Consider the following 20,846-nt stretch of genomic DNA (forward strand, 5'->3'; position numbering starts at 1 on the left):
CACTCAGCCGGGGAACCGTGGGGGCAGGGCGGGCTTGGAACGTCCGGTACGGGCGGCCCGCACACCGGCGAGCAGCCGCGCGGAGGCCTCCTGCGGGGGCAGGCCGACGAGATCGACGTAGACCACCGAGGCCAGCATCCCGTCCGGTTCGCAGGGGGCCACCCGCACCGGCAGCAGCCTGCGGGCCAGGCCCAGGGCGTCCTTCACCTGCACGGCCTGCCACTCCTGCCGCCCGTACACGGACTTCATATAGGCCGGGGACAGCACGGCGATCGTACGTTCGCACTCGGTGACCCCCCGCTCCATGCCGACCGGCCAGCTGCTCCCGGGCACGAAGTCCCACTCCTGCACCAGCACGCCGTATCCGGCCTCCTCCAGCTGCCAGGCGATCCAGGCGGCCCACTGTCGGTCGGCTCCGGTGTAGGAGATGAAGAAGTCGAGGGACTGGGTGGGGAGTTGGGGGTCGGACGGGACTTCGGCCGCAACTTCGACCGCAACTTCGGCTTTGCCGGGAGCGGGTGCAGGAGCCGCCTCGGCGTGGTCGGCGTGTTCGACGTCTTCGATGCGTTCGCCGTGGTTGACGTGGTTGACGTCTTTGACGTGTTCCAGAACCAGCGCGCTGACGGTGTCCGAGGTCTGGCTGTGGCCTTCGATCAGCGACACCGCGGACGCCAGTGCGGGCAGCCCGCCCTCCTCGCGTCCGCAGAACCGTACGAGTTCGAGCAACTGCAGGTTCGCGGTGGCCTGCTCGCGCAGGGAGACGGGGCGCCCCAGCGCCTCCCCGACCAGTTCGACCATCAGGGCTCGCGCGTACCGGTCGCCCAGCACCGGAGACGTCTGCAGCGCCGAGACCATCCGCTGCGTCCACTCGTCGTCCGGCCGGGCGAGGCGGCTCGGATCGTCCTTGTCCACAACACCCCCCGAGAAGCTGTGTCCCGTCCCCAGGATACGAACGCAGTGACGCTCCGTCAGGACTTCGTCGCGTTGTTGTGCAGTCGCGGGGTGAGGGGGGAGCGGGTGGGGTTGTGGGGTGGGCGCGGTTACAGCGGTGACAGCGGTATCGGGTCGAGGTCTTTGCCGAGGCGCTGTGAACGGGGGTGACGGGCGTGACCTGCGGCAATGCCCGCTTGCTTGAGGAGTGAAGCCCGATTGTGCCCGGATGATGCCCGAACCTGTTTACTTTCCAGAAATCCGGGCGTAGCCTCCGAGTGAAACCACAAGTTCGGGCATCAGTCGGAAATGGTCGGACATCGAGGCGGAGGCGAACGGACATGTACGCACCGGAGCGGCAGCAGGAGATCCTCCGGCTCGCCCGTGACGGCGGCCGGGTGGACGTGGTGTCGCTGGCCGAGGAGTTCCAGGTGACGGCGGAAACGATCCGCCGCGACCTGAAGGCCCTCGACCGCGCCGGCCTGCTGCGCCGGGTGCACGGCGGTGCCATACCGGCCGGACGCCTCGACTTCGAGCCGGACCTCGCCGAGCGCGAGGGCACCTCCGCGGACGAGAAGGACCGCATCGCCAAGGCGGCCGTCGCGGAACTGCCCACCGAGGGCACCCTCATCCTCGACGCCGGTACGACGGTGGCACGGCTCGCGGCGGCCGTCCCGCTGGAGTCCGCCCTCACCGTCGTCACCCACAGCCTGCCCATCGCCGTCCGCCTCGCGGACCACCCCGGCATCCAGCTCCATCTCGTCGGAGGGCGCGTACGGCACCGCACGCGCGCCGCCGTGGACGCCTGGGCGCTGCGGGCGTACGGCGAGATCCGGGCGGACGTCCTGTTCGTCGCGGCCAACGGCTTCTCCGCCGACCACGGCCTGACCACCCCCGACCTCGCCGAGGCCGCGGTCAAGCGCGCGGCGGTGGCCGCGGCCCGCCGCGTCGTGCTGCTCGCCGACTCCTCCAAGCACGGCCAGGAGCACTTCGCCCGCTTCGGCGACCTGAGCGACGTGGACCTGCTGATCACCGACAGCGGGTTGAGCCCGGAAGACGCCACCGCCATCGAACGCGGCGGCACGGAAGTAGTGCGCGCATGATCCTCACCGTCACCCCGAACCCGTCCCTCGACCGCACCTACGAGGTCCCCGCCCTGGAACGCGGCGAGGTCATCCGCGCCACCGGCGAGCGCATGGACCCGGGCGGCAAGGGCGTGAACGTCTCGCGCGCCGTCGCGGCCGCCGGGCAGCGCACGGTCGCGGTCCTGCCCCTGGGTGGTGCGCCGGGGGCGCTCGTCGCCGACCTGCTCGACGCGCAGGGCATCGAGGTCGCGCCGGTCCCGGTCGCGGGCGCCACCCGCTCCAACATCGCGCTCGCGGAGTCCGACGGGGTGCTGACCAAGATCAACGCGCCGGGTCCGGAGCTGTCGTCGGAGGAGCAGGAACTGCTGCTGGAGACGGTCCGCGCGCAGTCGCGCGACGCGGCGTGGATCGCGTGCTGCGGGAGCCTGCCGCGGGGGCTCGCGCCGGCGTGGTATGCCGATGTGGTCGCGCGGGCGCACGCCGGGGGCGCGCGGATCGCGCTTGACACCTCGGGGCGTGCGCTCCTGGAGGCGCTGCGCGAGCAGCCCGACGTGGTGAAGCCGAACGCCGAGGAGCTCGCGGAGGCCGTCGGGCGCCCCCTGGCGACGGTGGGCGACGCGGTGAAGGCGGCCGAGGAGTTGCGCGGCATGGGCGCGCGCGCCGTGCTCGCGAGCCTGGGCGCCGACGGGCAGCTCCTCGTAGACGGCGCGGGCGCCTGGTTCGGCAGCGCACGCGTGGACGTGGTGCGCAGCAACGTGGGCGCCGGCGACTCCTCCCTCGCCGGCTTCCTGATCGCCGGCGGCAGCGGCCCGGAGGCCCTCGCCTCGGCGGTCGCCCACGGCGCGGCGGCGGTCCAACTGCCGGGCAGCGTGATGCCGACGCCGGCCGACCTGGATCCGGCGGCGGTGACGGTGACGGCGGATGTGCCGGTGGACCGCGTGTTGAGGGAGCCGGTGTCATGAGCCTTTGTACGACGTTCAGGGCGGCGCGCGGTGAAGGTGTCAGCGCCGTGACAGGCGGCGCTGGGGCGCGCACTGGAGCGCACGAAGCTGTGACGCGCGCTGATGTGGGGCGCGGCCCTGCGGGGTGCGGCCCCGCAGGGTGCGGCACCGTGGGGTGCGGCACTGTGGCGCACGCTGTTGCGGCTGCCGGTAGTGCGGCGTGCGGTGTTGAGGTGCGCTGCGTTGCGATACGCGCCGTCGAGGCGCGCGCTACGGCGCGCGAATCTGCGCCGCGCGCCGCCCATTCGCTCCTCGCGCCGCCCGCTGCAGCGAGCGCCGCACCCACCCCTGAACCAGCCCCCGAACGGCGAGGCTCCCCGTTACTCGCCGCGGCCGACGGAAGGCAGGGCCACCTGAGCCGCCCTGCCGACCTGAGGAGGCGGGGTTTCCCCGGCCCCGTCTCCATCGGCCCCGATGTTCCCGCCACTCCCCACCTCACCCCCGTCCCCACCCTCGCCCACTTCACTTCCCGGGCGATACGCGTGCGAAGGAGCCCGCGATGAGCGACATGATCACCGCGGACCTGGTCGATCTCGACCTGTCCGCCGATACGAAGGAAGCGGCGGCGCGTGCCCTCGCCGAGCGAATGGTGGCCCTGGGCCGGGTGACCGACCTGGAGGGCTTCCTCGCCGACGTGGCCGCCCGCGAGGCACAGATGCCCACCGGCCTCGACGGCGGCATCGGCATCCCGCACTGCCGTAGCGAGCACGTCACTGAGCCGACGCTCGCCTTCGGTCGCAGCGCCGCCGGAATCGACTTCGGCGCGGCCGACGGCCCGGCCGACCTGATCTTCCTGATCGCCGCGCCCGCCGGTGCCGACGACGCCCACCTGACGATCCTGTCGTCGCTGGCCCGGCAGCTCATGAACGCCGAATTCACCGGTGCGCTGCGTTCCGTGGGGGATGCGGCGGCAGCGGCGGCGCTGATCCGCGGGGACGAGGCGCCGGCGGCGGGTGGCGCCGCTGTCGAGGGCGCTGCGCACGGCGCGCAGAGTAGCGCTGGTGGGGGCGCGCACGGCGCTTCCGGCGGCGCGAAGAGCGACACGGGCCCCTCCGAAGACTCCGCTGCGGCGCCGGGGGCGGCCTCCGCCGGCGCCGCAGCGGCTGGTACGGCCCCGGCGCCGGGCGCGAGTGTCGAGGACGCGTCCGCCCCGGCGTCGGGCGCCACCTCCGCCGGCGAGCGCCCCTTCCGTATCGTCGCCGTCACCTCCTGCCCGACCGGCATCGCCCACACGTACATGGCGGCCGAGTCGCTGGAGAACGCGGGCCGCGACGCGGGCGTCGAAGTCGTCGTCGAGACGCAGGGCTCGGCCGGCTTCACCCGGCTCGACCCGGCCGTCATCGCCGCCGCGGACGGCGTGATCTTCGCGCACGACGTCCCCGTACGGGACAAGGACCGCTTCGCCGGCAAGCCGACCGTCGACGTCGGGGTGAAGGCGGGCATCAACCGCCCCGGCGAGCTGATCACCGAGGTGCGCGGCAAGGCGGCACGCGGTGAAGTGACCGCGAGCGCCCCCGCGGGCGCCGGTACGCCGGTCGAGCGCGGCGGCGACTCCGGCGAGGGCTACGGCACCAAGCTGCGCAAGTGGCTGATGTCGGGCGTGAGTTACATGGTCCCGTTCGTCGCGGCGGGCGGTCTGCTGATCGCCCTCGGCTTCGCGATCGGCGGATACAAGATCAACAAGGCGCCGTCGGTCATGGACCACTTCGTGTGGACCCAGGGCGACAGCTGGGCCGCGCTGCTCTTCCAGATCGGCGTCGTCTCCTTCGGCTTCCTCGTCCCGGTCCTGGCCGGCTACATCGCCTACGGCATGGCGGACCGGCCCGGTCTCGTCCCGGGATTCGTCGGCGGCTCGATCGCCCTCACCATCAACGCGGGCTTCCTCGGCGGCCTGGTCGCCGGTCTGCTCGCCGGTGGCGTGGTGATGGCCATCCAGAAGGTGAAGATCCCACCGGCGGTGCGGGGCATCATGCCCGTGGTGGTGATCCCGCTGATCTCCTCGGCGATCGTCGGGTTCCTGATGTTCGTCGTGGTGGGCAAGCCCATCGCCTCCGCCCAGAAGGGCATGACCGACTGGCTGAACGGTCTCTCCGGCACCAACGCCATCCTGCTCGGCGCCCTGCTCGGCCTGATGATGTGCTTCGACCTCGGCGGCCCCGTGAACAAGGTCGCGTACACCTTCGCCACCGCCGGTATCGCGGTCTCCAACCCCAGCGACTCCGCGATGAAGATCATGGCCGCGGTCATGGCGGCCGGCATGGTCCCGCCGCTCGCGATGGCGCTGGCCACCACGGTCCGCGGCAAGCTCTTCACCGAGACCGAGCGCGAGAACGGCAAGGCCGCCTGGGTCCTCGGCGCCTCCTTCATCTCCGAAGGCGCCATCCCGTTCGCCGCGGCCGACCCGCTGCGCGTCATCCCCTCCTCGATGGTGGGCGGCGCGATCACCGGCGCGCTGTCGATGGCCTTCGGCGCCACCCTGCGCGCCCCGCACGGCGGCATCTTCGTGGTCCCACTGATCGGCAACCCGTTCCTCTACCTGATCGCCATCGCGGTCGGCACGTGTGTCACCACAGCGCTGGTCGTGGTCCTGAAGGGCATGCGCAAGCCGGCACCGGGAGCCACCACCGCCGGCCCGGCGGACGGCACGGCCACGGCGGCGGCAGAGGCGAAGCAGCCGGTCGCGGCCTGACCGCCCGGCGCTCCGCGTGACGGTCGGCCGCAGTCCCCGCGGGAGGGGACTGCGGCCGACCGTATGTCTCTTTGATCTGTTGTGAGTTGTTCACGACACCTGAGGCAAGTGCCACACCTGCGAAGCATGCGAGATACGTCACGGTCCGGGACCAAAGTCCCGGACCGTGGTGTCTACTGGGCCCCATGCCTGATGAGCACGTCTCGATCCTCCAGTCGCTGGGCGTGGTGATACTCGCCCTCGCCGCCGCCATTTGGGTGTTCGGCCTTGTCAGCCTCGCGCGCCGGGGTCATTTCGGTGTGGTCGTGTGGCCCATGGGTCGAACCCTGCGCGCCCTGCCGCGCCAGCGTGAGTCCGCCCCGCAGTTGGAGTCCGTCGAGCTGTCTGCGGCGGAGAGGGACGCGTTCGCGGGCCTGGTACGACAGCTCAGCAACGGGCGCTGAGTCGCGCGACGCCACCGGACCCGGCGCCGGGGGGCGCGCGTCCAGCCGTACGCGCCCCGTCAGGAAACCTGCGCCGCCCGCCGCTCCATCGCGTCCCGCGCCGCGTCCTCGCTGACGTACACCTCGCACATGTGCCGCCCGTCGGGCGTCACCGTGTGCTCGACCTCCCAGAGGGCGATCTCCGCGCCGTCGCGCAGCAGGAACGCGTGCTCGTAGAGCGCGAAGCACAGCCCGGCGCGACCCGCGCGGCACGGGCGCCCGAAGGCCTGCGTGATCTGGTGCGCGAACGCCGTGGCGAGCAGTTCCGCCGTGTCCGCGCCAGGCCGGTCCGGGTTCTCCGCACGGCGCAGGAGCCGGCGCGCGTGGTCCGCCGAGTCGTCCGGCACGTAGATGTGCCGGGGTTCGGGGATCGGCGACAACTGCACCGTCACCGGCAGCTCGAAGTCCGGCGCGTCCGGCGGCAGCGGCAGGCGCGCGGTCGCGGCACGCAGCTCGTCCTCGTCGACGTACACCTCGTGCTGCGTCTCGCTGCCCGGCGCGGTGTTGTGCACGAGCTCCCACATGGTGAGCGCCGAGCCGTCGGCCAGCAGCCAGGTGTGCCGGTACGTCTCGCGGTGCAGCCCCGCGCTGTGGTGCGCGGAGTGCAGCGAACTGTCGTGCGCCAGCGCGCAGTCGAGGCGCCGTATCGTCTCGTCCGGCAACTCGAAGGAGTTCAGGGCACGGCCGAGGAGTCGCGCGAGGTGCTCCTCCGGAGACTCGGGCGACTCGGGTGGTTCGTACGCTGCCGTCTCGTACGGAACGCTCAAGGTTTCTCCCGGCGTTGCTGCATGTCACCTTGTGGGTGCATACCGTAGCCCCTCGGTCGGACATCATGTCCGGGAACCGAGAAAACGTGCGCACAGAAAACGTCCGGGCCGTGTGAGAAGTTCCCACACGGCCCGATGATCCGTCAGAAGCCGCTGTTCAGACAGCCTTTGACGCGATCAGGAAGGATTTCGGGGCGATCACGCGGCGCTTCCCGCCGTCCACTCGCTCCACGGCAGATTCCATCCGTTGAGCCCGTTGTCGGGCGCCACCGTCTTGTCGGGGGAGTTCTTGACGATCACGACGTCCCCGATGAGTGAGTTGTCGTAGAACCACTTCGCGGGAGTGGCTCCCTGCGCGCCCTGTACGTCCGCGAGCCCGACACAGCCGTGGCTGGTGCCCTCGCGGCCGAACGGCGGGTTGCCCTTGTTGTACCAGTAGTTGCCGTGGATGAAGGTCCCCGACTGGGTCAGACGCATGGCGTGCGGCACGTCCGGGATGTCGTACTCGCCGCCCAGGCCGACCGTCTGACTGTTCATGCGCGTCTGCACGAACTTCTCTGAGATCACCATCTGCCCGTTGTACGTCGTGTGCTCCGGGCTGCCCGACGAGATCGGGACCGTCTTGATCGTCTTGCCGTCGCGCACGACCGTCATGGTCTCGGTGTTCACGTCGACCGTGGAGACCTGCGAACGCCCGATGGTGAAGGTGACGGTCTTCTTCTGCACCCCGTAGACGCCGTTCGCGCCCTCCACGCCGTCCAGGTCGATGTTCATCGTGACCTTGGAGCCGGCCTTCCAGTACGCCTCGGGCCGGAAGTCGAGCCGCTGCGCCCCGAACCAGTGCCCGACCACCTTCTGCCCACTGCTGGAGGTGACCGTGATGTGCGACTGAACGGCCTTCTTGTCACTGATCACCTTGTCGAAGGTGAACGACACGGGCATCCCGACACCGACCGTGGTCCCGTTGTCCGGCGTGTACGTCCCGATGAAGCTGTTTCCGGAACTCACCGTGGTGAAGATCGAGTTGGCGGCCGCCGGACGACCGTCCCCGTCCTTCGCGGTCGCCGAGATCTGGTACTTGGTCCCGCGCTCCAACTGCTCCTTCGGCTTCCAGGTGCCGCCGTTCGCGGACAACTCGCCCGCCACGGCCTGCCCGGTCCCGGCCACCGTCATCTTCACGTCGGTCAGCTTGCCGCCGCTGACCTTCACGCCGGTCGTGTTGATCGACGCGTTGGTCGCGCCGTCCTTCGCCGAGATGACGATCTTCGCGGTGGATGTCTTGGACGATGCCTTGCCGTCCTTGCCGTCGCTCGAGGAGTTGGCATCGGCGTTGGCATTGCCGCCGCAGGCGGTGAGGGTGAGGGCGCCGACCATGAGGACGGCACAGGCCCCAAGCGCGCGCCGCGCTGCTATGTACGGCGTTGTCACGGGCTGCTCCAGGTTCGTATGTTGTGCGTGATCCGCTCCAGTGCGTGGAGAAAGAGGGAACTGGCGCCTGATGAGGTTCCCTCGGATGGCCGTTGACGCCCTCACGTGACAGAACCGGGACAATCACGGGGTGTGGGTGGGGTGGATGGGGTGGGGTCTTGGCGCAGGTGGGTGGGGGTGGGGGTGTGGGCTGGTGGCGCGGGTGCAGGTGCCTGATGGGGGCGCGTACGTGGCGCATTGTGCCCCTTGGCTGGGGCGTGCGGAGCTCGTCGCGCGCCGCACGTACGCCCCGCACCCTCCCTCTCGCCGCCCGCGCCCCTCACCACGGCCTGCGCAAGCCCAGCGCGCGCACAGCCCCCGCCCCGCCCGCCCCATGGTCGATCTGCACCGTCCGCTCGCGCGCGCCCGCTGCCACAGGCAGACTCCGGTCGACCACAGAGACGTGCCTCACCAGGCACCGGCCACAACCCGCGAAGCCGGCCCGCGCCCGCACCAGGACGACGTCCTGCGCGCCGAGCGCGCGCCACCTGCTCCCTCCGAGTCACCGACCCCCGTACAACTCCCCGTACGACGGCCAGATCCCACCCGGCCCGTCCACCGACTCCGCGGCGCGCACGGCGCGTACGATCGCGCGCGTCACGACATCCGCGCCCGCCGCGAGGATCTCGTTGAGCGCGAGCGGGTGCGCGGCATCGAGCGGGCGCTCTCCCGTCGCCAGCGCGAACACCGTGTCCCCGTCGTTGAGCATGTGCACCGGCCGCACGGCGCGCGCGATGCCGTCGTGCGCCGTACCAGCCAGCTTCTGCGCCTGCGCCTTGGAGAGGTCCGCGTCCGTGGCGACCACGGCGAGCGTGGTGTTCAGCGGAGGGGGCGCGTTCTTCGCCGCGATCTCGGCGAGGCGCCGGCGTGCGGCTTCATGGACGTGCGCCTCTGGGTAGTTCACGCGCCCCTGGAACAAGTCCCCGTACAGAACGCCAGTTTCGGGGTCCATCGCCGATCCCGCCGCGTTGGCCACCACCAGCGCCGCCACAGTGATCCACGAGCCAAGCACGACGCTCGCGCTGCCGACCCCGCCCTTCAGCGCCCCCACGGCCGCTCCTGTGCCCGCGCCCACGCACCCTTCCGGCACGCGCGCGCTGTCCGCGCTCGCCGCGGCGGCCTCGACGGCGGCCCGCCCGGTCGCCGCGTCGGGACGGGCGCGGAAATCGCCGCCGCGCCCCAGATCGAAGACGCACGCAGCGGGCACGACCGGCACCACGTGCGCCGGATCCACTCCGACGCGCACCCCGCGCCCCTGCTCCTCCAGCCAGGCCATCACCCCGGACGCCGCGTCGAGTCCGTACGCGCTGCCGCCGGTCAGCACGATCGCGTCGACCTTCTGCACGAGGTTGCGCGGGTCGAGGGCGTCGGTCTCCTTGGTGCCGGGTCCGCCGCCACGCACGTCCACGGCGGCGACGGCGCCTCCCTCGGGGGCCAGCACGACTGTGGTGCCGGTGAGCCAACCGTCGCCGGTGCGGGTCGCGTGGCCCACCCGCACGCCGGCGACGTCCGTCAGAGCGTCAACTGTCATGTCCCCAGTCTTGCCCGCCCGGGGCGCGTGCCGAGCGTCAGGCGACCGGTGTCGTCGCGCGCTCCCCGCTCGCCCCGCTCCCCCCGCGCTCCCGCGCGACCATGCGCGCCGTCAGCGCCGTCCCGGTCGCCACCGCCAGCCCGGACACGATCCCCGCCGCGAACACCGACCAGTCGCCCAGGAACGTGCACAAGATCACCAGCAACGCCGTGGTCGGAAGCACCAGTTGCTGGGCGATGCCCACCTTGTAGAAGCGGGAGTGCAGAGCCCACACGGTGAGCAGGTACAGCGCTGTGGGCAGGGTCACCGCGGCCGACGCGGCCAGCGTGGAGATGTGCGCCTTGCCGATTGCCTGTTCCACCGCCACCTCCAGACCGGCGCCGATCGCCGCCGCCGAGGCGAAGATCAGGTAGTGGCCGTAGCCCCAGAGGAACGCCTGCCGGTTGGAGCGCAGGTGGCCGTGGATCGGTACGACGAAGTAGATCCACCAGGCGGCAAAGACGATCAGCAGCCCGCCGACGGCGATCGGCAGCAGGTCGCCCAGGGCGTCGTGCTCGTCGATGCCCGACTTCACCGCGACGGTGGCCGCGGCGATCGTCTCGCCGAGCACGATGATCGTGAACAGGCCGTACCGCTCCGAGATGTGGTGAGGATGCCACGACGTGGGGTGGCTCTTCTCCGCGAAGGGCGGTACGCACATCTCCAGCAGCGCCATCACGAGGAAGACCCACGGCCGGGCGCCCTCGGGCAGGACGACCAGACCCAGCCAGCCGACCATGCAGAGCAGAACGCCGATGCCGTATCGCAGCGCCATGGTTCTCTCGGCGCCCTCGGTCGACAGCGCGGCGCGCAGCCACTGCGCGGACATGGCGAGGCGCATGATGAGGTAGCCCAGCCAGACGACCAGGAAGTCGTGGTCGTCGAACGCCCGGGACACTCCGGCCGCCAGGACGAGCACGCCGGCGATCTGGACGAGGGTGACGACCCGGTAGAGCGCGTCGTCGTTGTCGTACGCCGAGGCGAACCACGTGAAGTTCATCCACGCCCACCAGATGGCGAAGAACACCATCGCGTAGTTGAGGATGCCCTCGCCCGCGTGCCCCTCGGCGATCGCGTGCACCAGCTGGACGCCCGCCTGGGCGATGGCCACGACGAAGCACAGGTCGAAGAAGAGCTCGAGCGGCGAGGCGACGCGGTGTGCCTCGTCGCGGCCGCGGGCCCTGAGTGTGCGCAGTGGTCTGTGGCTCTGTGACGCGCCGGAGGGGCCGGATGCGGGAGTCGAACTGGACGTCATGGGTCCAAGCACACCAGATAACCCGCCGAAATTCTTGTGAAGGGATTCACAAGCGGACGGGAGTCGAAGGGCCCGTCGAAAAGGCCAGCTCAAACGCCTTGATCGCTGCTCTCGCCGATCGGACCCGGGACCTTTGTCCCGCGATCGGGGACCAATGCAGCTCCCGGCGGCGCGTACGCGGGCGTGCAATGGATCCGTATTGACGAAGCGATGCGGAAGGTACGGGCCATGACTGCCACTCCTGCGGAAACCACTGCCGTCACTCCTGCCCTGGAGGCGTCGCACGAGCCGTCTCCACAGGAGGACGCCTGGACCGGCTTCCGGGGCGGCCTGTGGCGCGACACCATCGCCGTCCGCGACTTCATCCAGCACAACTACGCCCCCTACGGGGGTGATGCCTCCTTCCTCGCCGGTCCCACCGAACGCACCACCAAGGTCTGGAACAAGCTCCTCTCGATGTTCCCCACCGAGAACGAGCGCGGCATCTACGACGTCGACGTCAGGACGCCCTCCCGCATCGACGCCTTCGCGCCCGGTTACATCGACCGCGACCTGGACATCATCGTCGGCCTCCAGACCGACGCCCCCCTCAAGCGCGCCATCATGCCCAACGGCGGCTGGCGGATGGTCGAAAGCGCCCTGAACGCCTACGGATACGAGGCCGACCCCGCCGTCCGGGAGATCTACACCAAGCTCCGCAAGACCCACAACGACGGCGTCTTCGACGCCTACACGCCCGAGATCCGCGCCTGCCGCTCCTCCGGCATCATCACCGGCCTGCCCGACGCCTACGGCCGCGGCCGCATCATCGGCGACTACCGCCGCGTCGCCCTCTACGGCGTCGACCGGCTCATCGTCGCGAAGCGAGCGGACAAAAGCGCAGTCGAAGTCCTCTGGCCGAGTGCGGAGGTGATCCAGGAACGCGAGGAAGTCGCCGAGCAGATCCGCGCCCTCGAAGAACTCAAGGCCATGGCCCTCTCCTACGGCCTCGACATCTCCGGCCCCGCCCGCACCGGCCGCGAAGCCGTCCAGTGGCTCTACTTCGCCTACCTCGCCGCGGTCAAGGAACAGAACGGCGCCGCCATGTCGATCGGCCGCATCGACGCCTTCCTCGACATCTACCTCCAGCGGGACATCGAGCGCGGCCTGCTCACGGAGTCCGAGGCCCAGGAGATCATCGACGACTTCGTCATCAAGCTCCGCATCGTGCGCTTCCTGCGCACCCCCGAGTACAACGAGCTCTACTCCGGCGACCCCACCTGGGTCACCTGGTCCATGGCCGGCCTCGGCGAGGACGGGCGCCCGCTGGTCACACGCACCACCTTCCGCGCCCTCAACACCCTCTACAACCTCGGCCCCGCCCCCGAACCCAACCTCACCGTCTTCTGGTCGCAGCGCCTCCCCGAAGCCTTCAAGAGGTACGCCGCCCAGGTCGCCGTCGACACCAGCGCCCTGCAGTTCGAGTCCGACGAGCTCATGCGCCCCAAGTACGGCGACGACACCGCCATCGCCTGCTGCGTCTCCGCGATGGCCATGGGCAGGCAGATGCAGTTCTTCGGCGCCCGCGTCAACGTCGCCAAGGCCCTGCTGTACGCCATCAACGGCGGTCGTGACGAGAAGACCGGCAAGACCGTCGTCGAGGGCTTCGAGCCGATCACCGACGAGTACCTCGACTACGACACCGTCCTCGTCCAGTACGACGCCATGCTCGGCTGGCTCGCGAAGACCTACGTGCACGCCCTCAACGTCATCCACTACATGCACGACAAGTACGCCTACGAGCGCCTCGAAATGGCCCTGCACGACCGGGAGGTCCTGCGCACCATGGCGTGCGGCATCGCCGGCCTGTCGGTCGCCGCCGACTCCCTGTCCGCGATCAGGCACGCACGCGTGAAGGTCGTCCGGGACGAAACGGGCCTTGCCGTCGACTACGTCGTCGAGGGCGACTACCCGGCGTACGGCAACAACGACGACCGGGCCGACTCCCTCGCACGCTGGATCGTCCACGACTTCATGGAGAAGGTCCGCCGGCACCCGACGTACCGCGACGCCGTGCACACCCAGTCCGTCCTGACGATCACCTCGAACGTCGTCTACGGCAAGAAGACCGGCAACACGCCCGACGGCCGCCGCGCGGGCACCCCCTTCGCGCCCGGCGCCAACCCCATGAACGGGCGCGACGAGCACGGCTACATCGCGTCGGCCCTCTCCGTCGCCAAGCTCCCTTACGACGACGCGGAGGACGGCATCTCGCTGACCAACACCATCACTCCGGACGCCCTCGGCCGCACCCCCGAGGAGCGCGTCGCCAACCTCGCCGGCGTCCTGGACGGTTTCATGGCGAGCGACGGCTTCCACATGAACGTCAACGTGCTCGACAAGGCGACCCTCGAGGACGCGATGGAGCACCCCGAGAAGTATCCGCAGCTGACCATCCGGGTCTCCGGCTACGCGGTCAACTTCGTGCGCCTCACCCGCGAGCAGCAACTCGACGTCATCAACCGCACCTTCCACGGCGCACTTTGAGGGAGCACGGCGATGACCATGCTTCTTCCGTCCGCGCCGACCACGCCGGCGCGGACGGGCGCCCCCGCCACCCCGGCCGCCGTGGCGGCGCGTCGCCCGGCCGTTGGGTCGGTCCACTCGTGGGACCTGTCGACCGGCGTCGACGGCCCCGGCACCCGCTTCGTCACCTTCCTGTCGGGCTGCCCGCTGACCTGCCTGTACTGCCACAACCCCGACACCTGGCGCATGCGTGACGGCAGGCGCACCACAGCCGACGAGATCGTCGCCGAAGCCGGCAAGTACACGCGCTTCATCGCGGCCGCCGACGGAGGTACGACGATCAGCGGGGGAGAGCCCCTGCTCCAGCCCGTGTTCACCGGCGAACTGCTGCACCGCTTCAAGCACGAGCTCGGCCTGCACACCGCCCTCGACACCTCGGGCTTCCTCGGCGCCCGCGCCACCGACGCGCTGTTGAGGGACACGGATCTCGTCCTGCTCGACATCAAGTCCTGGGACCGCGCCACCTACCGCAAGGTCACCGGCCGCCCCCTGCAGCCCACCCTCGACTTCGCCCGGCGCCTCGCGGACCTCGGCAAGGAGGTCCACGTCCGCTTCGTGCTCGTGCCGGGGCTCACCGACGATCCGGCCAATGTCGAGGGTGTCGCCGCCTTCGCCGCCTCGCTCGGCAACGTCGGCCGTGTCGACGTCCTGCCCTTCCACAAGCTCGGCGAGGCCAAGTGGCAGACCCTCGGCCGAACCTTCGCCCTGCACGACACCCCCTGCCCCACCTCGGAGCAGACCGCCCTGGCCAGGAGCGTCTTCACGGCGCACGGCCTGCACGCCGTCTGAGCCACCGGCGCCATCCGGCCTCCTCGCGCCCCCGGGGCCGTACCCTGGAGGCATGACCTCCGTCCCCGCCCCCGAACCGAGCGCCCCGAAGCCCGCGCTGATCTTCGACGACCCGCTGGACCAGCAGTCCTCGGACGACACGGACCGCGGCTGGGGCGAGCGACCGGGCTCCGGCGGCGACTCCGCGGCCGACCTGAAGCGCTTCCTCGACGAGAAGCCGCCCCACCACCTCTGAGCCGCGTCGGCCGCCACCCGCCAGAGCCGGCGGGCCGCTGTGGCTACCGCTCGTCGTGCCCGGAGCCGCGCTGCGCGACCAGCGCGTCGCGGATCTCCTTGAGCACCTCCAGCTCGGTCACCTCGATCACCTCGTGCGTGCCCTCCTTCGCCTTCCTGCGGGCCTCCTGCCGTGCCAGGTACTTCGACATCGGCAGCACCATCAGGAAGTAGACGACGGCCGCCGTGATCACGAAGGTGAGGGTGGCGCCGAGGACGGAACCCCACATGATCGGAATGCCGCTCTTCGCCGTGCCGTCGGCGTTCAGTACGCACGGGTCCTTCAGGCACGAGCTGTAGCTGTCGAGGTTCTTCGTGCCGACGGCTCCGACGAGCGGGTTGATGACCCCCTTCACCACCGAGTTCACGATGTTGGTGAAGGCGGCGCCGATGACCACCGCTACTGCCAGGTCGACGACGTTCCCGCGCATCAGGAACGCCTTGAAGCCGTCCCAGACGCTCGGTTCCTTCTTCTCGCTCACCTCGTGGCCTCTTCTCGCATGCACAGGTTGTGGAACACGTTGCGGAACAAACAGCTCCGCAACCTACGTCAACGCGAGGCCACCCTGTCCAATTGGGTAGCTCGAACGAGGGACTTGACAGGAATTCGCGCAAGATATGCACCGCGAAGCTCAACACAGTGTCACCGCCAGCCGCGCCGTCGCACCCGCGCCCGCGAGGCGCGCAGCAGTGGAACGAGGAACCGAGAGCACGACCAGCGCACCACTGTCGCCGGCGCCGTCCAAGGGCTCCGGCACCTTGGTCACCCGCGCCCCGCGCGCGACCACGCGCGCGTCCCCGCCGGTCGCCGTGTCCTGTGCGGCGATGACGTCCACCCGGTCGCCGGGCCGCAGCAGCCGGACCGTCGCCGCGTCGGCGATCCGCACCGGCGCGGACACGACCCGGACGGCAGGGTGCTTCCGCACGGGCTCAGCCACGGGATGCCCGCGCGCTCCGTCTCCGTCCCGCGGGCCCGCCGCCACCAGCGCGGCCGCCGTGACGGCGAGGCCGGCCGCCACGGCCCGCCTCCGGTGCCGTACGAGCCGCCCCAGTTGGTACCGCCCGCCGCGCACCCGCACGGGAGCGAAGTGCGGTACCTCGCACGTGGCGGGGACGTCGGTGCCGGGCGGATGCGGAACGGAAGGGGAGACGGGCAGCTGAGGAGGGAGGGACATGCGGATCACCACCTGCGTCGAGGAATCGGCTTGCAGGCCCACGATGGGGCTTTGCGCCGATTCCCGCCGAGGCCGGTGGACTACCGACGGGTTGTGGACAACTCCCTCACCCGAACGGGAAGTTCCGCACCCTGCGAGACCCTCCTCGCCATCGGCTCACGGCAGTTCGAAGCCCGGATCCATGCCGCCCAGCGCCGTTGTGCACAGGCAGTCCCGGTCCTCGTTCGAGGGCAGGCCGGCGACCGCGTCGAACAGGACCCCCCGCAGCCGGTCAACGTTCGCCGCGAACACCCGCAGCACCTCGTCGTGCGAGACGCCCTCGCCGGTCTCGGCGCCCGCGTCCAGGTCGGTGACCAGGGTCATCGACGTGTAGCAGAGCTCCAGTTCACGGGCGAGCGCCGCCTCGGGGTGTCCGGTCATGCCCACCACCGACCAGCCCTGCGCCTGGTGCCACAACGATTCGGCACGGGTCGAGAAGCGCGGCCCCTCGACCACCACCAGCGTGCCCCCGTCCACCGGCTCCCAGTCCCGGCCCCGCGCGGCCTTGAGGGCGGCCGCACGGCCGACGGGACAGTAAGGGTCGGCCAGGGACACGTGCACCACGTTCGGCACCTTGCCACCGGGCAGCGGCAGCCCGTCGAAGTACGTCCCCACCCGGGACTTCGTACGGTCCACCAACTGGTCCGGCACGAGCAGCGTGCCCGGCCCGTACTCGGGACGCAGACCGCCCACAGCGCACGGCCCGAGCACCTGGCGCACACCGACCGAGCGCAGCGCCCACAGGTTGGCGCGGTAGTTGATCCGGTGCGGAGGCAGATGGTGGCCGCGGCCGTGGCGCGGCAGGAAGGCAACCCGCCGGCCGGCGACCTCGCCGAGGAAGAGGGAGTCGCTGGGCGGTCCGTACGGGGTGTCCACCTGGACCTCGGTCACGTCGTCGAGGAACGAGTAGAAGCCCGAGCCGCCGATTACACCGATCTCTGCGTTCGCCATGGCCAGAACAGTATCCGGCCTCGGTGACGGACTGAGAGCGCCTCCGGAAACACCGAAGACCCCGCCGTCGTACGACGACAGGGTCCCGTGGGCGCGAGTACTACGCGGCGCTGCTGGAGGAGGAGCCGGTGCTCGACGACTTCGAGTCGGAGGACGACGAAGTCGAAGAAGAAGACGAGTCCGAGGACGACGAGGCGGACGTCGACGGCTTGGACGACGCCGGCGAGCTGCTCGACGAGGAGCCGCGGCTGTCGTTGCGGTAGAAGCCGGAGCCCTTGAAGACGATGCCGACCGCGGAGAACACCTTCTTCAGGCGGCCACCGCAGTTGGGGCACTCGGTCAGAGCGTCGTCGGTGAACTTCTGCACCGCCTCGAGGCCCTCGCCGCACTCGGTGCACTGGTACTGGTAGGTCGGCACTGTCTTCCTCCTGGCACTCTCACTCAATGAGTGCTAACGACGGTCCATAGTGACGTATTCCTGAGGATCAGTCCACCGTCACCGGCACGCGGTGACCGACGCCACGTGCGACGGTCCTGCTCCGGGGCCGTGTGGCCAGCCGCGACTTGAGGGTCACGAGGGTCGCCAGGGCGAGCACCGTACCGCCCATCGGCACCAGGAAACCGGCTCCGCCCCAGAAGCGGTCCTCAAGCTGCCCGGCGACGGTGACCGCGGCAGCCTGGCCGAGCGCCACAGCGCCGGTCAGCCAGGTGAACGCCTCGGTGCGGGCGCCGGCCGGGACCAGACCCTCGACCAGCGTGTAACCGGTGATCAGCGCGGGCGCGATGCACATGCCGACGAGCAGGCCGAGGCCGGCCAGGACGAGCACCGAGTGCGCGGCCCACAGGCCGGAGGCCGTCAGCGCGAGTGCGCCGTAGCCCACCACGAGGCGCTGCTGCGGAGCCGCCTTCCACGCGACCGCCCCGCACACGATCCCGGAGAGCATGTTGCCCGCTGCGAAGACGCCGTACAGGACGCCGTTCAGCCCGGGTTCGCCGATCGACTCGCTGAACGCGGCCAGTGACACCTGCATGCCGCCGAAGACGGAGCCGATGCCCAGGAAGGCCACGACCAGCACGCGCACACCGGGGACGCGCAGTGCGGAAGCGTGCTCCACGCGCGCGTGCCCGGCGACGGAGACGGCGGGCTGTGTGCTCTTCTGCGCCGCGAACAGGAGTCCGCCGATCAGGGTCAGCGCCGCCTCCGTCATCAGGCCCGCGGCCGGGTCGATGCCGGTGCACAGTGCGGTGGCCAGCAGCGGACCGAAGACGAAGGTCAACTCGTCGGTGACGGACTCGAAGGCCGCCGCGGTGGTCATCAGGGGCGAGTCCTGGAGCCTCACGCCCCAGCGGGCGCGCACCATCGGCCCGATCTGCGGCACCGAAGCGCCCGTCGGCACAGCCGCCGCGAACAGCGCCCACAGGGGCGCGTGGGCGAGCGCGAGCGCCGTCAGCGTCAGGCCCGACAGCGTGTGCAGCAGCACGCCGGGGATCAGCACGGCGCGCTGCCCGTAGCGGTCGGCGAGGCGGCCGCTGTAGGGCGCGAACAACGCCATGGAGACACCGGTGACGGCCGCGGCGGCGCCCGCCGCCCCGTACGAGCCGGTGGTGTGCTGCACGAGCAGCACGATGGAGATGGTGAGCATCGCGAACGGCTGGCGCGCCGCGAAACCCGGGAGCAGGAACGTCCAGGCGCCGCGCGTGCGCAACAGCTGCCCGTATCCCGGGCGGGAGGAAGCCGACGTGTCCTTCGACGGCTCGGTGGAGACCGTGGATGCCACGGCCCGTGCCTTTCTGCCGCCTGGTAGCGCGCCCGTGCGGGGGCGCCGAGAGCTGTCCTCTTGCGCGGAACTGCGGTAGATGCCGGGGCCCACTGCGGAGGTGCTCCGACCGCCATACGGTCGCGCCAGCTCTGCGTCAGGCAGAGTTGGTTCGATCAGGGTGCGCCTTCATCGTACAGGGATTGACGCGTGCGACGCCTGTGAAAGCGAGCACCATGCGCCGCGTTTACCTGCGAATGACGGGGGCGTGAACCGTACGAAACACGCCATTAACGACATGGAGTGCCGCCTCGCGCGCCGTGCACGCCCCCCTGCCCGCCCACACCGCGCGCGGCGCACGCCCCAACCCCGACCGCACGCTCCCCCCGCTCGCAACGCCGCCCGCCCCGCAGCGCGCCCCCGGCACCCATCAGCGCGGCCCACCCCGGCGCACACCGCCCTCTCAGCGCCCCGCGCCTCAGCGCCCCGCGCCCGCCCCGTTCGCCCCCAGCCACCCGGCCAGCTTGCCCCCGTGCCCCACGGCCCGCAGCCGCTTCTCCGCCGCGTCCCGGACGGGATCCGTGGCGACGACCAGGAGCTCGTCGCCACGCCGCAGGACCGTCGTGGGCAGGGGGACAAACGATTTTCCGTCGCGGACGACGAGCGTGACGGCGGCCCCGGCCGGGAGGCGCAGTTCGTTGACCTCGACGCCGTGCATCCTCGAGCCCTCGGGGATCGCGACGGACAGCAGGTGCCCGCGCAGCCGTTCCAGCGGTGCGGACTCGATGCCGAGGTCGGCGGCCTCGGCGCCCTCGCCCAGGCGCAGCTTGCGGGCGAGCCAGGGCAGCGTCGGCCCCTGGATCAGCGTGTAGACGACGACCAGGACGAAGACGATGTTGAAGATGCGGCGGCTGGCATCGACGCCCTGCACCATCGGGATCGTCGCCAGGATGATGGGGACCGCGCCGCGCAGCCCGGCCCAGGACATGAGGGTCTGTTCCTGCCACGGCACCCGGAAGGGCAGCAGGCACAGCACCACGCTCAGGGGGCGCGCGACCATGGTGAGCGCCAGGCCGATGACCAGCGCGGGCCACACGTCGTCGCCGAGTTCGTGCGGGGTGACCAGGAGACCGAGCAGGACGAACATGCCGATCTGGGCGATCCAGCCGAGCCCGTCGGCGAACCCGCGCGTGGCGGGCCAGTGCGGCAGCTTCGCGTTGCCCATCACCATGGAGGCGAGGTAGACGCCGAGGAAGCCGCTGCCGTGCGCCAGCGCGCCCCCCGCGTACGCCGTGACGGCGATCGCCATGACCGCGATCGGGTACAGGCCGGAGGCGGGCAGCGCCACGTGCCTGAGACCCCAGGAGCCGAGCCAGCCGACCGCGAGCCCGATGGCCGCGCCGATGGCGAGTTCCAGCGCTATCTCGCCCAGCAGCACGTACCAGTGCTCGACCGGGCCCGCCGTGGAGAACGCGACCACCAGGATGACGACAGGGGCGTCGTTGAAGCCGGACTCCGCCTCCAACGTGCCCGTCACGCGCGCGGGGAGCGGGATTTTGCGCAGTACCGAGAAGACCGCCGCCGCGTCCGTCGAGGAGACGACGGCCCCGACGATGAGCGCCTGCCGCCACTCCAGCCCGATCAGGTAGTGCGCGGCCGCCGCCGTCACCCCGACGCTCACCGCGACCCCGCCCAGCGCCAGCGCGGAGGCGGCCGGCAGGGCTGGCCTGATCTCCCTCCACTTCGTGCCCAGGCCACCCTCGGCGAGGATCACGACCAGGGCGGCGTATCCGATGACCTGGGTCATCTCGGCGTTGTCGAAGTGGATGTTGCCGATCCCGTCCTGACCCATGAGGACGCCGATCCCCAGGTACACGAGCAGGCTGGGGAGCCCGCTGCGCGAGGAGATCCGGACCGCTGCCACGGCGACGAGCAGGACGAGCGAGCAGACGAGCAGAAGCTGGTTGAGGTGGTGGACAGTCAGCGGCCGTTCCCTTCCCTGGCTCACACGCATCCCGCGCGGGAGCTCACGTACATAGGACACGAAGCCG

General features: G+C 70.8%; 18 protein-coding genes. 7 read left to right on the top strand and 11 right to left on the bottom strand.

What is annotated here, in order from left to right; all coding sequences use genetic code 11:
- Window positions 1-3: 3 nt before the first annotated feature.
- The gene (locus MQP27_RS15065; RefSeq protein WP_242765586.1) at window positions 4-912 is read right to left on the bottom strand and encodes a toll/interleukin-1 receptor domain-containing protein; all 909 of its coding nucleotides are present in this window, start codon (window positions 910-912) and stop codon (window positions 4-6) included.
- Window positions 913-1,271: 359 nt separating this feature from the next.
- On the opposite strand from MQP27_RS15065, the gene MQP27_RS15070 reads away from it, so the two are divergent.
- The 4 genes from MQP27_RS15070 to MQP27_RS15085 all read left to right on the top strand — a co-directional run bounded on the left by MQP27_RS15070 (window position 1,272) and on the right by MQP27_RS15085 (window position 6,148).
- Window positions 1,272-2,033 carry a DeoR/GlpR family DNA-binding transcription regulator gene (locus tag MQP27_RS15070; protein ID WP_242765587.1) on the top strand — a complete coding sequence of 254 codons (762 nt, stop codon included), beginning with the start codon at window positions 1,272-1,274 and terminating at the stop codon, window positions 2,031-2,033.
- Window positions 2,030-2,977, top strand: a complete 948-nt coding sequence (gene pfkB, locus MQP27_RS15075; RefSeq protein ID WP_242765588.1) for a 1-phosphofructokinase — start codon at window positions 2,030-2,032, stop codon at window positions 2,975-2,977. Before MQP27_RS15070 ends, pfkB begins: the two co-directional genes overlap by 4 nt.
- 538 nt (window positions 2,978-3,515) lie before the next feature.
- Entirely contained in the window at window positions 3,516-5,705 is a 2,190-nt protein-coding gene (locus tag MQP27_RS15080; protein WP_242765589.1) for a PTS fructose transporter subunit IIABC, read from the top strand.
- A gap of 185 nt (window positions 5,706-5,890) precedes the next feature.
- Window positions 5,891-6,148, top strand: a complete 258-nt coding sequence (locus tag MQP27_RS15085) for a hypothetical protein (protein WP_242765590.1) — start codon at window positions 5,891-5,893, stop codon at window positions 6,146-6,148.
- 59 nt (window positions 6,149-6,207) lie between these two features.
- Here MQP27_RS15085 and MQP27_RS15090 read toward each other — a convergent pair whose 3' ends face one another.
- From MQP27_RS15090 to MQP27_RS15105, 4 genes are all read right to left on the bottom strand, one after another.
- The gene (locus MQP27_RS15090) at window positions 6,208-6,954 is read right to left on the bottom strand and encodes a DUF6227 family protein (protein ID WP_242765591.1); all 747 of its coding nucleotides are present in this window, start codon (window positions 6,952-6,954) and stop codon (window positions 6,208-6,210) included.
- Window positions 6,955-7,152: 198 nt separating this feature from the next.
- Window positions 7,153-8,382, bottom strand: a complete 1,230-nt coding sequence (locus MQP27_RS15095) for a L,D-transpeptidase (RefSeq protein ID WP_242765592.1) — start codon at window positions 8,380-8,382, stop codon at window positions 7,153-7,155.
- Between the two features lie 541 nt (window positions 8,383-8,923).
- A complete protein-coding gene (locus tag MQP27_RS15100; protein ID WP_242765593.1) occupies window positions 8,924-9,952 on the bottom strand; it encodes a P1 family peptidase in 1,029 nt (342 codons plus the stop codon).
- Window positions 9,953-9,989: 37 nt separating this feature from the next.
- A complete protein-coding gene (locus MQP27_RS15105; RefSeq protein ID WP_242765594.1) occupies window positions 9,990-11,246 on the bottom strand; it encodes a low temperature requirement protein A in 1,257 nt (418 codons plus the stop codon).
- 228 nt (window positions 11,247-11,474) lie between these two features.
- Here MQP27_RS15105 and pflB point away from each other — a divergent pair, with 228 nt between their 5' ends.
- Genes pflB through MQP27_RS15120 form a run of 3 tightly spaced genes read left to right on the top strand, consistent with a single transcriptional unit; the run spans window position 11,475 to window position 14,835 of the window.
- On the top strand, window positions 11,475-13,772 hold the full coding sequence (gene pflB, locus MQP27_RS15110; protein ID WP_242765595.1) for a formate C-acetyltransferase: 2,298 nt from the start codon (window positions 11,475-11,477) through the stop codon (window positions 13,770-13,772).
- Window positions 13,773-13,784: 12 nt separating this feature from the next.
- The gene (gene pflA / locus MQP27_RS15115) at window positions 13,785-14,600 is read left to right on the top strand and encodes a pyruvate formate-lyase-activating protein (protein WP_242765596.1); all 816 of its coding nucleotides are present in this window, start codon (window positions 13,785-13,787) and stop codon (window positions 14,598-14,600) included.
- Window positions 14,601-14,652: 52 nt separating this feature from the next.
- Entirely contained in the window at window positions 14,653-14,835 is a 183-nt protein-coding gene (locus MQP27_RS15120) for a hypothetical protein (RefSeq protein WP_242765597.1), read from the top strand.
- A 43-nt stretch (window positions 14,836-14,878) separates the two neighbouring features.
- Here the strand turns inward: MQP27_RS15120 and mscL are convergent, their stop codons facing one another.
- The 6 genes from mscL to MQP27_RS15150 all read right to left on the bottom strand — a co-directional run bounded on the left by mscL (window position 14,879) and on the right by MQP27_RS15150 (window position 20,809).
- Window positions 14,879-15,355 carry a large conductance mechanosensitive channel protein MscL gene (gene mscL, locus MQP27_RS15125; RefSeq protein WP_242765598.1) on the bottom strand — a complete coding sequence of 159 codons (477 nt, stop codon included), beginning with the start codon at window positions 15,353-15,355 and terminating at the stop codon, window positions 14,879-14,881.
- Window positions 15,356-15,505: 150 nt separating this feature from the next.
- The gene (locus MQP27_RS15130) at window positions 15,506-16,048 is read right to left on the bottom strand and encodes a CpaB family protein (protein ID WP_242765599.1); all 543 of its coding nucleotides are present in this window, start codon (window positions 16,046-16,048) and stop codon (window positions 15,506-15,508) included.
- Window positions 16,049-16,204: 156 nt separating this feature from the next.
- Window positions 16,205-17,038, bottom strand: coding sequence for an S-methyl-5'-thioadenosine phosphorylase (locus tag MQP27_RS15135; protein ID WP_242765600.1), 834 nt, complete (start codon window positions 17,036-17,038; stop codon window positions 16,205-16,207).
- A 100-nt stretch (window positions 17,039-17,138) separates the two neighbouring features.
- On the bottom strand, window positions 17,139-17,456 hold the full coding sequence (locus MQP27_RS15140; RefSeq protein ID WP_242765601.1) for an FmdB family zinc ribbon protein: 318 nt from the start codon (window positions 17,454-17,456) through the stop codon (window positions 17,139-17,141).
- Between the two features lie 67 nt (window positions 17,457-17,523).
- Window positions 17,524-18,816: an MFS transporter gene (locus MQP27_RS15145; RefSeq protein WP_242765602.1), complete on the bottom strand. Its 1,293-nt coding sequence runs from the start codon at window positions 18,814-18,816 to the stop codon at window positions 17,524-17,526.
- Window positions 18,817-19,273: 457 nt separating this feature from the next.
- The gene (locus tag MQP27_RS15150; RefSeq protein ID WP_242765891.1) at window positions 19,274-20,809 is read right to left on the bottom strand and encodes a potassium/proton antiporter; all 1,536 of its coding nucleotides are present in this window, start codon (window positions 20,807-20,809) and stop codon (window positions 19,274-19,276) included.
- Between the last annotated feature and the right edge of the window lie 37 nt (window positions 20,810-20,846).

Origin of the sequence: Streptomyces cylindrosporus (assembly GCF_022698165.1) — a bacterium.
Lineage (GTDB): Bacteria > Actinomycetota > Actinomycetes > Streptomycetales > Streptomycetaceae > Streptomyces > Streptomyces cylindrosporus.

Coding starts and splice junctions, on each gene's coding strand:
- MQP27_RS15070 (WP_242765587.1), top strand. CDS start 1,272: ATGTACGCACCGGAGCGGCAGCAGGAGATCCTCCGGCTCGCCCGTGAC.
- pfkB (WP_242765588.1), top strand. CDS start 2,030: ATGATCCTCACCGTCACCCCGAACCCGTCCCTCGACCGCACCTACGAG.
- MQP27_RS15080 (WP_242765589.1), top strand. CDS start 3,516: ATGAGCGACATGATCACCGCGGACCTGGTCGATCTCGACCTGTCCGCC.
- MQP27_RS15085 (WP_242765590.1), top strand. CDS start 5,891: ATGCCTGATGAGCACGTCTCGATCCTCCAGTCGCTGGGCGTGGTGATA.
- MQP27_RS15100 (WP_242765593.1), bottom strand. CDS start 9,952: ATGACAGTTGACGCTCTGACGGACGTCGCCGGCGTGCGGGTGGGCCAC.
- MQP27_RS15105 (WP_242765594.1), bottom strand. CDS start 11,246: ATGACGTCCAGTTCGACTCCCGCATCCGGCCCCTCCGGCGCGTCACAG.
- pflB (WP_242765595.1), top strand. CDS start 11,475: ATGACTGCCACTCCTGCGGAAACCACTGCCGTCACTCCTGCCCTGGAG.
- pflA (WP_242765596.1), top strand. CDS start 13,785: ATGACCATGCTTCTTCCGTCCGCGCCGACCACGCCGGCGCGGACGGGC.
- MQP27_RS15120 (WP_242765597.1), top strand. CDS start 14,653: ATGACCTCCGTCCCCGCCCCCGAACCGAGCGCCCCGAAGCCCGCGCTG.
- MQP27_RS15130 (WP_242765599.1), bottom strand. CDS start 16,048: ATGTCCCTCCCTCCTCAGCTGCCCGTCTCCCCTTCCGTTCCGCATCCG.
- MQP27_RS15135 (WP_242765600.1), bottom strand. CDS start 17,038: ATGGCGAACGCAGAGATCGGTGTAATCGGCGGCTCGGGCTTCTACTCG.
- MQP27_RS15150 (WP_242765891.1), bottom strand. CDS start 20,809: ATGCGTGTGAGCCAGGGAAGGGAACGGCCGCTGACTGTCCACCACCTC.